We start from the raw sequence: 13,353 nt of genomic DNA, 5'->3' as shown, positions 1-13,353 counted from the left end.
TGCCCCTCGTGGCCCGTCATGGCCATGTCGTCGCTCGTGCCCGCCGGACGGTCCGCCCGGCGCACGGCCGCAAGGGGATGATCCCGGCGGCGGCCCCCCGCGGCAAGAGCTTGCAGAGTCTTGCACAAGTGTCCGTCAACCCGCCTACCGGCGGTAGACCAGTATTTCGACAAGGTCTGGCGCAGGTCACGACACGGTAACCCGGCCGTCTTCTTGCACTTTTTTTCTGCAAGGTCTTTCGCGGCGCTTACAACGCTGTTACGTTCCGAGTCGCCCGGCCGCGGCAATGGCGCAGTCGGCACGACGCGGGTGGCGGCAGACGGGGCCGCCCCTGCAATCTCGGGCTTTTCACCCTCAAGGAGAACTCATGCGGCGTGGCATAGCTGCCTCCGCGCTCGTTGCGTCCCTCGCCCTCACGGCGACGGCGTGCGGCGGGAGCGACGACGGCGACAGCAAAGCGGACGGCCCGGTGACCCTCACCTGGTGGGACACCTCCAACGCCACCAATGAGGCGCCGACGTACAAGGCCCTGGTCGAGCAGTTCCAGGCCGCCAACAAGAACATCAAGGTCAAGTACGTCAACGTGCCCTTCGACCAGGCGCAGAACAAGTTCGACACCGCCGCCGGCTCCAAGGGCGCGCCGGACATCCTGCGGTCCGAGGTCGGCTGGACCCCGGCCTTCGCCAAGAAGGGCTTCTTCCTGCCGCTGGACGGCACCGACGCCCTGGCCGAGCAGGACAAGTTCGAGCCCAACCTGATCAAGCAGGCCCAGTACGAGGGCAAGACCTACGGCGTGCCGCTGGTCACCGACACCCTCGCGTTCGTCTACAACAAGGCCCTGTTCAAGAAGGCCGGCATCACCGAGGCCCCCAAGACCTGGGACGAGCTGAAGGCCGACGCCGCCAAGGTCAAGGACAAGGCGAAGGTCGACGGCTACTGGGGCTCCACCCAGGCGTACTACGCCCAGTGCTTCCTCTACGGCGAGGGCACCGACACCGTCGACGCCTCGGCCAAGAAGATCACCGTCGACTCCGCCCCGGCGAAGAAGGCGTACGGCACCTGGCAGAGCACGTTCTCCGGCAAGGGCCTGCACAAGGCGGACACCACCGCGGACGCCTACGCCCACATCCAGGACGCGTTCGTCAACGGCAAGGTCGCCTCGATCATCCAGGGCCCCTGGGAGATCACGAACTTCTACAAGGGCTCGGCCTTCAAGGACAAGTCCAACCTCGGCATCGCCACCGTCCCGGCCGGCTCGTCCGGCAAGGCGGGCGCCCCGACCGGCGGCCACAACCTCTCGGTCTACGCCGGCTCGGACAAGGCCCACCAGGAAGCGGCCCTGAAGTTCGTGAAGTTCATGACCTCGGCCAAGTCCCAGGAGACCGTCGCGCTCAAGAACTCCACGCTGCCGACCCGCGGCGACGCCTACACCTCCCAGGTGAAGGCCGACCCCGGCATCGCCGGCTACCAGGGCGTGCTCTCCGCCGCCCAGCCCCGCCCGGCGCTGCCGGAGTACAGCTCCCTGTGGGGTCCGCTGGACACCGAGCTGCCCAAGGTGGCCGGGGGCAAGGAGCCGCTGGACAAGGGCCTGAGCAACGCCGAGCTGGCCATCGCCAAGCTGGTGCCCGACTTCAGCAAGTGAGCCCGTGTGGCCGCCGGGTTCCCCCCGCCGTGGGGGATGGGGGGAACCCGGCGGCCACCGGCCTGTGACCAGCCCGCCCCCGAACTTGTAGAAGGTGTCGCACCATGACAGTCGCCATCGACCGCGCGACCGGCCGGCGCAGCGGTGAGCGGCCGCCCCGGCCCGGTCTCGGTCAGCGCCTGAAGAACGGCTACCAGAGGTACTGGTACGCGTACGCGATGATCGCGCCCGTGGTCGTCGTGCTCGGTGTCCTCGTGGGCTACCCGCTGGTGCGGGGCTTCTACCTGACCCTCACCGACGCCAACAGCCTCAACTCGGCGCGCACCATCGGCGTCAACCACATCGACGCCACCTACAAGTTCATCGGGCTGGACAACTACCAGGACATCCTCTTCGGCCCCACGGCCTACGACCGCTTCTGGTCGCACTTCCTGTGGACCGTGTTCTGGACCGCCGCCTGCGTCACCCTGCACTACGTCATCGGACTCGGCCTCGCGATGATGCTCGACCAGAAGCTGCGCGGCCGCACCGTCTACCGGCTGCTGCTGGTGCTGCCCTGGGCGGTGCCCACCTTCGTCACCGTCTTCTCCTGGCGGATCATGCTGGCCGACTCCGGCGTGCTCAACCAGATCCTCGGCGCCCTGCACCTGCCCCAGCCGCAGTGGCTGGAGGACACCTTCTGGCAGCGGTTCGCCGCCATCATGGTCAACACATGGTGCGGTGTGCCGTTCATGATGCTCTCGCTGCTCGGCGGGCTCCAGTCCATCGACTCCTCGCTGTACGAGGCCGCCGAGATGGACGGCGCGAGCACCTGGCAGCGCTTCCGGCACGTCACCCTGCCCGGACTGCGCTCGGTCAGCTCCACCGTCGTCCTGCTCGGTGTGATCTGGACCTTCAACCAGTTCGCCATCATCTTCCTGCTGTTCGGCCCGACCGGCGCCCCGGACGCCCAGATCCTCGTCACCTGGGCCTACTTCCTCGGCTTCGGACAGCAGCCGCGCGACTTCGCGCAGTCCGCCGCGTACGGCGTACTGCTGCTGTCGATCCTGACCGTGTTCACCTCCTTCTACTTCCGCTGGCTGAAGCGCAATGACCAGCTCGCCGTCTGACGCCGCAGGAGCCGCCGCCATGAGCACCACGACACCCCCCGAGACCGCACCCGGACTCGGCCTCACCGCCGCCGCGCCGGCCGCCGCCCGGCCCCGCGCGACCCGCCGGCGCGGCGAGCGCGGCCCGCTGGGCACCGTCCTGCTGCACGTCGGCCTGGTCCTGGCGAGCCTGATCGCGCTGGTCCCGGTGGCCTGGCTGTTCTTCCTGTCGCTCGGCCCGGAGAAGGACGACTACCTGCACCCCGGCCGCATCTTCGGCCGGATGGGCTTCGCCAACTACGCCTTCGTGCTCCAGCACACCGGCTTCTTCGACTGGTTCAAGTCCACGATGATCGTGGCGCTCGGCACCACCTTCATCGGCGTCTTCGTCGCCGCCACCACCGGCTACGCCGTCTCCCGGATGCGCTTTCCCGGCTACAAGCCGCTGATGTGGGTCCTGCTGCTCACCCAGGCGTTCCCGATCGCCATCCTGATCGTGCCGATGTACGAGATCTTCGGCGAGCTGGGCCTGATCGACACCTACTGGGCGCTGATCCTCATCAACTGCTCCACCGCCGTGCCGTACAGCGCGTGGCTGCTCAAGGGGTACTTCGACACCATCCCCTTCGAGATCGACGAGGCGGGCCGGGTGGACGGGCTCACCCCGTTCGGCACCTTCTTCCGGCTGATCCTGCCGCTGGCCCGGCCGGGCCTGGCCGTCGCCGCGTTCTACAACTTCATCACGGCGGTCGGCGAGGTCGCGTTCGCCACGACCTTCATGCTGGACGACTCCAAGTACACCTTCGCGGTCGGCCTGCAGACCTTCGTCAGCGAGCACGACGCGCAGTGGAACTACATGGCCGCGACCGCGGTGCTGATAGCGATACCGGTGTCGGTGTTCTTCTACCTCGTGCAGAAGAACCTCGTCACCGGCCTCACCGCGGGCGGAACCAAGGGCTGACGCCCCGCCGCACCCGCACCAGACACGAACCGAACCTCGTCACGCACCAAGGACGCCATGAGCCAGCAGCATCTCGCAGCCCCGGCCGACGACACCGCCGTCGCCCCCGCCGCCCAGCACCGCGACTGGTGGCGCGGCGCGGTGATCTACCAGGTCTATCCGCGCAGCTTCGCCGACTCCAACGGTGACGGCATGGGCGACCTGGCCGGCGTGCGGGCCAGACTGCCCTATCTGCGCGACCTCGGCGTGGACGCCGTCTGGCTCAGCCCGTTCTACGCCTCCCCGCAGGCGGACGCCGGGTACGACGTGGCCGACTACCGCGCGGTCGACCCGATGTTCGGCAACCTGCTGGACGCCGACGCGCTGATCCGCGACGCCCACGAGCTGTCCCTGCGGATCATCGTGGACCTGGTGCCCAACCACTCCTCCGACCAGCACGAGTGGTTCAAGCGGGCGCTCGCGGAGGGCCCCGGCTCGCCGCTGCGCGAGCGGTACCACTTCCGCCCCGGCAAGGGGAAGGCCGGCGAACTCCCGCCCAACGACTGGGAGTCCATCTTCGGCGGCCCGGCCTGGACCCGGGTCACCGAGCCGGACGGCACGCCGGGGGAGTGGTACCTGCACCTCTTCGCGCCCGAGCAGCCCGACTTCAACTGGAACCACCCGGCGGTCGGCGACGAGTTCCGGTCCATCCTGCGGTTCTGGCTGGACATGGGCGTCGACGGCTTCCGCATCGACGTCGCCCACGGCCTGATCAAGGCCGACGGGCTGCCCGACCTCGGCGCCCACGACCAGCTCAAGCTGCTGGGCAACGACGTGATGCCGTTCTTCGACCAGGAGGGCGTCCACGAGGTCTACCGGCAGTGGCGCACGGTGCTGGACGAGTACGCGGAGAAGGAGGGGCCCGAAGGGCCTTCCGCGGAAGGGCGGGGGCGGGAGACGGGCGGGCGTATTTTCGTCGCCGAGGCGTGGACGCCGACCATCGAGCGGACCGCCAACTACGTCCGCCCCGACGAGCTGCACCAGGCGTTCAACTTCCAGTACCTGGGCACCGACTGGGACGCGGAGCAGCTGCGCGAGGTCATCGACCGCACGCTCGCCGCGATGCGCCCGGTCGACGCCCCGGCCACCTGGGTGCTCTCCAACCACGACGTCACCCGGCACGCCACCCGCTTCGCCAACCCGCCCGGCCTCGGTACCCAGATCCGCACCGCCGGGGACCGCGCCCTCGGCCTGCGCCGGGCCCGCGCCGCCACCCTACTGATGCTGGCCCTGCCCGGCTCCGCCTACCTCTACCAGGGCGAGGAACTGGGCCTGCCCGACGTGGTCGACCTGCCCGACGAGGTGCGCCAGGACCCCGCCTACTTCCGGGGCGCGGGCCAGGACGGCTTCCGCGACGGCTGCCGGGTGCCGATCCCCTGGACCCGCGAGGGCTCCTCGTACGGCTTCGGCGGCGGGGGCAGCTGGCTGCCGCAGCCGGCGGGCTGGGGCGAGCTGAGCGTCGAGGCGCAGACCGGCGTGGCCGGGTCGACGCTGGAGCTGTACCGGGCCGCGCTCGCCGCCCGGCGCGAACAGCCGGCGCTCGGCGCGGGCTCCGGCGTCGAGTGGCTGCCCGCCCCCGAGGGCGTACTCGCCTTCCGGCGCGGGGAGTTCACCTGTGTCGCCAACACCACCGGCGCGCCGGTGACCGTCCCGGCGCACGGGCGGGTGCTGCTCGCCAGCGGGGAGATCACCGAGAGTGCCGCCGGGGCCGAGGTCCCGGCCGACACCACGGTGTGGTGGACCACGGCCTGACGGCCCCCTTCTGAAAGTTCTTGCATCAACTTCCCACGGCCCGCTGCCTTTTCAGGCAGCGGGCCTTTAACATCTGCGTCACCGCAAGTTTGCTGAAACATTTCAGCAAGGGCACCCAGTCCTGCGGCAACAGCCTTCAACGACGAAGGAACCCCCACATGGCACGCAGAACCCTCACCGTGGCGCTCGCCCTCGCGGCAGCGGCCTCGGTTGGCATGTACCCGACTACTGCACAGGCGTCGCCGCCCGGCACCAAGGACGTCACCGCCGTCCTCTTCGAGTGGAACTTCGCCTCGGTTGCCCGCGAGTGCACCACCACCCTCGGCCCGGCCGGATACGGGTATGTGCAGGTCTCCCCGCCCGCCGAGCACATACAGGGCTCCCAGTGGTGGACCTCGTACCAGCCCGTCTCCTACAAGATCGCGGGCCGGCTCGGTGACCGCGCGGCCTTCAAGAGCATGGTCGACACGTGTCACTCGGCCGGCGTCAAGGTCGTCGCCGACACGGTGATCAACCACATGTCCGCGGGCAGCGGTACCGGTACCGGCGGCTCGTCGTACACCAAGTACAACTACCCGGGCCTGTACTCCTCGCCCGACTTCGACGACTGCACCGCCCAGGTCAGCAACTACCAGGACCGCTACAACGTCCAGCACTGCGAACTGGTGGGCCTGGCCGACCTGGACACCGGCGAGGAGTACGTCCGCAAGACCATCGCCGGGTACCTGAACGACCTGCTCTCGCTGGGCGTCGACGGCTTCCGCATCGACGCGGCCAAGCACATCGACACGGCGGACCTGGCCAACATCAAGTCCCGGCTGACCAACCCGTCGGTGTACTGGAAGCAGGAGGTCATCTACGGCGCGGGCGAGGCCGTCCAGCCCACCGAGTACACGGGCAACGGCGACGTCCAGGAGTTCCGCTACGCCTACGACCTCAAGCGGGTGTTCAACAACGAGAACCTCGCCTACCTGAAGAACTACGGCGAGGGCTGGGGGTACATGAGCAGCTCGGTCTCCGGGGTCTTCGTCGACAACCACGACACCGAGCGCAACGGCAGCACCCTCAACTACAAGGACGGCGCCAACTACACGCTGGCCAACGTCTTCATGCTGGCCTACCCCTACGGCGCCCCGGACATCAACTCCGGCTACGAGTGGTCGAACGCGGACGCCGGGCCGCCCAACGGGGGCAAGGTCAACGCCTGCTGGCAGGACGGCTGGAAGTGCCAGCACGCCTGGCCGGAGATCAAGTCCATGGTCGCCTTCCGCAACGCCACCCGCGGCCAGGCCGTCTCCAACTGGTGGGACAACGGCAACGACGCCATCGCCTTCGGGCGCGGGAACAAGGGGTTCGTGGCCATCAACCACGAGTCCTCCTCCCTCTCTCGCACCTACCAGACCTCGCTGGCGGCGGGCACGTACTGCAACGTGCAGAACAACACCACGGTGTCGGTGAACGCCGGCGGTCAGTTCACCGCGACCCTGGGCGCCAACACCGCGCTCGCGCTGTACGCGGGCAAGTCGAGCTGCTGACGCCCCTCTTGAGGCACCTTCCGACGAACCGTCCGTCGTATACGGGCGGTTCGTCCCTCGTTCATCGCTGAAATTTCTTTCTTCATGTTTCACAAGTCTTGCTGCAAGGCTTTCCACGGCGGTACGGTCACGCCGCGTCCGGCAGCGAAGCCGTGCCTCTGGCCGGACTCGAACGAGCCGTGAGCGCAAGGAGTTTGTGCCGTGAGACCGATCTGGCAGGCGCGTGGCACGCGCCGCACCCCCTACCGGCGCCGGGCGGCGGCCCTCGTCGCCGCAGCCCTCGCCGCCACCCTGGTGACACCCCTGTCCGCCCATGCGGCGAGCCCGCCCGCGCCGCCGTCCGACGCCCGCCTCGCCGCCGAGCCCGCCCGGCACGACGACACGCGGGAGCAGTTCTACTTCGTCATGCCGGATCGTTTCGCCAACGGCGACCGCTCCAACGACCGCGGCGGGCTGACCGGTTCGCGGCTGAGCACCGGCTACGACCCCACCGACAAGGGCTTCTACCAGGGCGGCGACCTCAAGGGCCTCACCCAGCGCCTGGACTACATCAAGGGCCTCGGCACGACCGCCATCTGGCTCGCCCCGATCTTCAAGAACCGTCCCGTGCAGGGCACCGGCGCCGACGCCTCGGCCGGCTACCACGGTTACTGGATCACCGACTTCACCCAGGTCGACCCGCACTTCGGCACCAACGCCGACCTGAAGGGCCTGATCGCCAAGGCGCACGCCAAGGGCATGAAGGTCTTCTTCGACGTCATCACCAACCACACCGCCGACCTCGTCGACTACCGGGAGAAGTCCTACGACTACCTCTCCAAGGGCGCCTTCCCGTACCTGACCAAGGACGGCCGCCCCTTCGACGACGCCGACTACGCCGACGGCCGGAAGAAGTTCCCGGCCGTGGACGCCTCCTCCTTCCCGCGCACCCCGGTCGTGCGCAGCCGCAGCAAGGTCCCGGCCTGGCTCAACGACCCGTCGATGTACCACAACCGGGGCGACTCCACCTTCGCGGGCGAGTCCGCCGAGTACGGCGACTTCTCCGGCCTGGACGACCTGTGGACCGAGCGTCCCGAGGTGGTCAAGGGCATGGAGCGGATCTACCAGCGCTGGGTGCGGGACTTCGCCGTCGACGGCTTCCGCATCGACACCGTCAAGCACGTGGACATGGACTTCTGGACCCAGTGGGCCACCGCGCTGGACAAGTACGCGGCCGGGCACGGGCGGAAGAACTTCTTCATGTTCGGCGAGGTCTACTCCGCCGACACCTCGGTGACCTCCCCGTACGTCACCCAGGGCCGCCTTGACGCCACCCTCGACTTCCCCTTCCAGGACGCCGCCCGCGCCTACGCCTCCCAGGGCGGCAGCGCCAGGAAGCTCGCCGGGGTCTTCGGGGACGACTACAAGTACACGACCGACAAGGCCAACGCCTACGAGCAGGTCACCTTCCTCGGCAACCACGACATGGGCCGCATCGGGTACTTCCTGAAGCAGGACGACCCGAAGGCGTCCGACGCCGAGATCCTGCGCAAGGACCGCCTCGCCAACCAGCTGATGTTCCTCAGCCGGGGCAACCCGGTCGTCTACTACGGCGACGAGCAGGGCTTCACCGGCTCCGGCGGCGACAAGGACGCCCGCCAGACCATGTTCGCCTCCAAGGTCGCCGACTACCTGGACGACGACGAGATCGGCACCACCCGCACCCACGCCCGCGACGCCTACGACACCAAGGCCCCGCTGTACAAGGACATCGCGGCGCTCGCCAAGCTCCGCAAGGCCAACCCGGCGCTGACGGACGGCGTGCAGACCGAGCGCTACGCGGCCGACGGCGCCGGTGTCTACGCCTTCACCCGCACCGACGCCCGCACCGGCGCCGAGTACGTCGTCGCCCTCAACAACGCCGCCTCCGTCGAGACCGTGTCCCTCCCGACCGGCTCCGCCCGCATGACGTACCAGGGCATCTACGGGGCCGCGCGCACCGTGAAGTCGGACGCCGGGCGCAAGCTCACGCTCACCGTCCCCGCCGGGACCGCCGTGGTCTACCGGGCCACCAAGCGCCCCGCCGCCCCCGCCACCCGGCCCACGCTCACCCTGACCGCCCCGGCCGCCGGAGCCGCCGGCACGGTCGAGGTCGGCGCGGATGTGGGCGGAGGCGGGCTGAACCGGGTCGTCTTCGCCGCGCAGGTCGGCAACGGGCCCTGGAAGACGCTGGGTTCGGCCGACCACGCGCCGTACAAGGTCACCCAGGCCCTCGGCAAGGACGTACCCGCCGGGACCGCGCTGCGGTACAAGGCCGTGGTGATCGACTCCGCCGGACGCACCGCCAGTGCCCTGGCCTCCTCGGTGACCGGCACCGCGCCCACGCCCGAGCCGCCCGCCGCGGCCTCCCGTGACTACGCGGTGGTGCACTACGAGCGGGCCGACGGGGACTACGCGAACTGGGGCCTGTACGCCTGGGGCGACCTCGCCGACGGCGAGGCCACCGAGTGGCCGGCGACCCACCCCTTCACCGGCCGCGACGCCTACGGCGCCTTCGCCTACGTCAAGCTCAAGCCGGGCGCCTCCGACGTGGGCTTCCTGGTCATCGACAAGGACGGGAACAAGGACGTCTCCGCCGACCGGAGCATCGACGTCACGAAGACGGGTGAGGTCTGGCTGGAGCAGGGCAAGCCCGAGGTGCTGACCGAGCGCCCGGACTATCCGGCCCAGGACCAGGGCAAGGCCGTACTGCACTACCACCGCGCCGACGGGAAGTACGACGGCTGGGGCCTGCACACCTGGACCGGTGCCGCGAACCCCACCGACTGGTCGAAGCCCCTCATGCCGGTGAAGACTGACGCCTATGGCGCGGTCTACGAGGTACCGCTCACCGAGGGTGCCACCAGTCTCAGCTACATCCTCCACAAGGGCGACGAGAAGGACCTGCCCACCGACCAGTCCCTCGACCTCAAGGGAGACGGCCACGAGGTGTGGCTGTTGAGCGGCCAGGAGAAGTACCTGCTCCCGCAGCCCAAGGGCAGCGCGGCCGCGCTCGACCTGACCACCGCCAAGGCGGTCTGGATCGACCGCGACACCCTCGCCTGGAACGGCGCCGAGGGCGCCGCCTCCACCCAGCTCCTGTACTCCCGCGACGGCTCGATCGCCGTCAAGGACGGGGCGCTGACCAGCGACGACGAGCGCTGGCTGCGGCTGGAGAAGGGCACGCTCACCGACGCCCAGAAGGCGAAGTTCCCGCACCTGAAGGACTACACCGCCTGGACCGTCGACCCCCGCGACCGCGACCGGGTGCGCGAGTCCCTCACCGGCCAGCTCGTCGCCTCCCAGCGGTCCGCGGGCGGCGCGGTCCTGGCCGCGACCGGGGTGCAGATCGCCGGGGTGCTGGACGACGTCTACGCGAGCGCCGCCAAGAGCGGCCTCGGCCCGGTCTTCCAGGGCGGCAGGCCCACCCTCTCCGTCTGGGCGCCCACGGCCCAGAGCGTCTCGCTGGAGCTGGACGGCACGCTGACGCCCATGCGCCGCGACGACACCACCGGCGTCTGGTCCGTCACCGGCCCCGCGTCCTGGAAGGGCAAGCCCTACCGGTACGTGGTCAAGGTGTGGGCGCCCAGCGTCGGCAAGCTCGTCACCAACTCGGTCACCGACCCCTACTCGGTCGCCCTGACCGCCGACTCCGAGCGCAGCCTCGTCGTCGACCTCGCCGACCGCTCGCTGGCCCCCGAGGGCTGGGCCGGGCTCACCAAGCCCAAGGCGGTGCCGCTGCGGGACGCGCAGATCCAGGAGCTGCACATCCGGGACTTCTCGGTGGCCGACAAGACCGTCCCGGCGGGGGACCGGGGCAGCTACCTGGCCTTCACCGACAAGGACAGCGACGGCTCGAAGCACCTGCGCGAGCTGGCGAAGGCCGGCACCTCCTACGTGCACCTGCTGCCCGCGTTCGACATCGCCACCATCCCCGAGAAGAAGGCCGACCAGGCCACCCCGGACTGCGACCTGGCCTCCTTCCCGGCCGACTCCGACAAGCAGCAGGAGTGCGTGGCGAAGACCGCCGCCAAGGACGCCTACAACTGGGGGTACGACCCGTTCCACTACACGGTCCCCGAGGGCTCCTACGCCACCGACCCCGACGGCACGGGCCGTACCGTGCAGTTCCGGAAGATGGTCCAGTCGCTCAACCAGGACGGGCTGCGGGTCGTCATGGACGTGGTCTACAACCACACGGCGGCCAGCGGGCAGGCGGACACCTCGGTGCTCGACCGGATCGTGCCCGGCTACTACCAGCGGCTCCTCGCCGACGGCAGCGTGGCCAACTCCACCTGCTGCGCGGGCACCGCGACCGAGAACGCCATGATGGGCAAGCTCGTCGTGGACTCGATCGTCACCTGGGCCAAGGAGTACAAGGTCGACGGCTTCCGCTTCGACCTCATGGGCCACCACCCCAAGGCCAACATCCTGGCCGTCCGCAAGGCGCTGGACGCGCTGACCGTCGCCAAGGACGGCGTCGACGGGAAGAAGATCATCCTGTACGGCGAGGGCTGGAACTTCGGCGAGGTCGCCGACGACGCCCGCTTCGTCCAGGCCACCCAGAAGAACATGGCCGGCACCGGCATCGCCACCTTCTCCGACCGGGCCCGTGACGCCGTGCGCGGCGGCGGACCCTTCGACGAGGACCCCGGCGTCCAGGGCTTCGCCTCCGGCCTCTACACCGACCCCAACTCCTCCACCGCCAACGGCACCGAGGCCGAGCAGAAGGCCCGGCTGCTGCACTACCAGGACCTGATCAAGGTCGGCCTCACCGGCAACCTCGCCGGATACCGGTTCACCGACAACGACGGGAAGGAGGTCACCGGCGCCGGGGTCGACTACAACGGCTCACCCGCCGGATACGCGGCCGCCCCCGGCGACGCCCTCGCCTACGCGGACGCCCACGACAACGAGTCGCTGTTCGACGCCCTCACCTTCAAGCTGCCGGCCGGGACGAGCGCCTCCGACCGGGCCAGGATGCAGGTCCTCGCGATGGCCACGGCCGCGCTCTCCCAGGGCCCGGCCCTGTCCCAGGCGGGCACCGACCTGCTGCGCTCCAAGTCGCTGGACCGCAACTCCTTCGACAGCGGCGACTGGTTCAACGCCATCCACTGGAACTGCGCCGACGGCAACGGCTTCGGACGCGGGCTGCCCCCGGCGGCCGACAACCAGTCCAAGTGGTCCTACGCCAAGCCCCTGTTGAGCACGGTGAAGGTGAGCTGCCCGCAGATCACCGGCGCCTCGGCCGCCTACCGCGACCTGCTGCGCATCCGCACCACCGAGGACGCCTTCTCCCTCGCCACCACCGCCCAGGTGCAGGACCGCCTCTCCTTCCCGCTCTCCGGCAAGGACGAGACCCCCGGCGTGATCACCATGCGCCTGGGTGACCTGGTCGTGGTCTTCAACGCCACCCCCGGGCAGCAGAACCAGCGTGTCCCCGCCCTCGCGGGCATCGACTACCACCTGCACCCCGCCCAGGCGACCGGCACGGACGACATCGTCAAGTCGGCGTCCTACGCACCCGGTTCGGGCACCTTCACGGTCCCGGCACGGACGGTGGCGGTGTTCACCCGGTAAGGGGTCAGGACGCCAGAGAGATCAGCCGGGTGGCGAGTTCCGCGAAGGGGCCGTCGCCCGGCTCGTTCTGTACGAAGGTGCGGACCACGGCGGCCATTTCGGGGTCGTAGGCGGCGCTGATCGCGGCCAGGGCGGCGAAGTCGTGCACGAGCTGACGTTCCAGCTCCTCGCGCGGCACCCGGCGGCCCTCCAGCCAGATCAGCGCCGTCGACTCCACCAGCGAGATCCACGAGCGCACCACCAGCTCCAGCCGGGCGGGCGCCTCGGTGATCCCCAGATGGGACAGGATCTGCTCGTAGGACGCCTGGCGCACCGAGTCGACCAGGGCGTTGGTGGCCGAGGAGCCGACCGCCGGACCGCCCCGCATCAGGGCGGAGAAGCCCGGCCCGTGCTCGTCCACGAAGTCGAAGAAGCGGCCCATCACCCGGAGCAGCCGGGCACCCAGCGGGCCCTCGTGCGGCTCCTCGAAGCGGCCAGCCAGATCCTCCGCCGCCCGGGTCAGCGCGGCCTCGTACAGGCTCATCTTGCCGGGGAAGTAGTGGTAGACCAGCGGGCGGGAGATGCCGGCGGCCGACGCTATCTCGTCGATCGAGACCTCGTCCGGCGAGCGCCGGCTGAACAGGTCGAGCGCGACCTTGATCAACTGCTGCCGCCGCTCCTCGACGCCCATCCTGCGGCGAACCCCGGTACCCATGGGTTCAACCTTACCGACCGGCAACGACACTTGGACGATCCGGT

The 13,353-nt window shown here is 69.6% G+C and carries 7 protein-coding genes; 6 read left to right on the top strand and 1 reads right to left on the bottom strand.

The features are described 5' to 3' along the window. Positions 1-367 precede the first annotated feature (367 nt). From D0Z67_RS07960 to pulA, 6 genes are all read left to right on the top strand, one after another. Positions 368-1,642 (top strand): extracellular solute-binding protein, encoded by a 1,275-nt coding sequence (locus tag D0Z67_RS07960; RefSeq protein WP_031179823.1) that lies wholly within the window; start codon positions 368-370, stop codon positions 1,640-1,642. 104 nt (positions 1,643-1,746) lie between these two features. Further along, positions 1,747-2,751, top strand: a complete 1,005-nt coding sequence (locus tag D0Z67_RS07955) for a carbohydrate ABC transporter permease (RefSeq protein ID WP_031179824.1) — start codon at positions 1,747-1,749, stop codon at positions 2,749-2,751. A gap of 19 nt (positions 2,752-2,770) precedes the next feature. Beyond that, positions 2,771-3,691: a sugar ABC transporter permease gene (locus tag D0Z67_RS07950; protein WP_031179825.1), complete on the top strand. Its 921-nt coding sequence runs from the start codon at positions 2,771-2,773 to the stop codon at positions 3,689-3,691. A 57-nt stretch (positions 3,692-3,748) separates the two neighbouring features. Continuing rightward, a complete protein-coding gene (locus tag D0Z67_RS07945) occupies positions 3,749-5,482 on the top strand; it encodes a glycoside hydrolase family 13 protein (protein WP_031179826.1) in 1,734 nt (577 codons plus the stop codon). Between the two features lie 158 nt (positions 5,483-5,640). After that, on the top strand, positions 5,641-7,017 hold the full coding sequence (locus D0Z67_RS07940; protein ID WP_031179827.1) for an alpha-amylase: 1,377 nt from the start codon (positions 5,641-5,643) through the stop codon (positions 7,015-7,017). A 201-nt stretch (positions 7,018-7,218) separates the two neighbouring features. Then, positions 7,219-12,615, top strand: a complete 5,397-nt coding sequence (gene pulA / locus D0Z67_RS07935) for a pullulanase-type alpha-1,6-glucosidase (protein WP_031179828.1) — start codon at positions 7,219-7,221, stop codon at positions 12,613-12,615. A gap of 4 nt (positions 12,616-12,619) precedes the next feature. Here pulA and D0Z67_RS07930 read toward each other — a convergent pair whose 3' ends face one another. Further along, complete coding sequence (locus D0Z67_RS07930; protein ID WP_107059519.1) at positions 12,620-13,309, bottom strand: TetR/AcrR family transcriptional regulator; 690 nt, start codon at positions 13,307-13,309, stop codon at positions 12,620-12,622. Positions 13,310-13,353 lie beyond the last annotated feature (44 nt).

The organism is Streptomyces seoulensis (genome assembly GCF_004328625.1).
Taxonomy (GTDB): domain Bacteria; phylum Actinomycetota; class Actinomycetes; order Streptomycetales; family Streptomycetaceae; genus Streptomyces; species Streptomyces seoulensis.
Note: the sequence above shows the minus strand (reverse complement) of the source record. Positions and strands in the feature narration are given on the sequence as shown.

Excerpts from the sequence above, each read along its gene's own strand:
- D0Z67_RS07960 (WP_031179823.1), top strand. The coding sequence starts at position 368 with ATGCGGCGTGGCATAGCTGCCTCCGCGCTCGTTGCGTCCCTCGCCCTC.
- D0Z67_RS07950 (WP_031179825.1), top strand. The coding sequence starts at position 2,771 with ATGAGCACCACGACACCCCCCGAGACCGCACCCGGACTCGGCCTCACC.
- D0Z67_RS07940 (WP_031179827.1), top strand. The coding sequence starts at position 5,641 with ATGGCACGCAGAACCCTCACCGTGGCGCTCGCCCTCGCGGCAGCGGCC.
- D0Z67_RS07930 (WP_107059519.1), bottom strand. The coding sequence starts at position 13,309 with ATGGGTACCGGGGTTCGCCGCAGGATGGGCGTCGAGGAGCGGCGGCAG.
- D0Z67_RS07945 (WP_031179826.1), top strand. The coding sequence starts at position 3,749 with ATGAGCCAGCAGCATCTCGCAGCCCCGGCCGACGACACCGCCGTCGCC.
- D0Z67_RS07955 (WP_031179824.1), top strand. The coding sequence starts at position 1,747 with ATGACAGTCGCCATCGACCGCGCGACCGGCCGGCGCAGCGGTGAGCGG.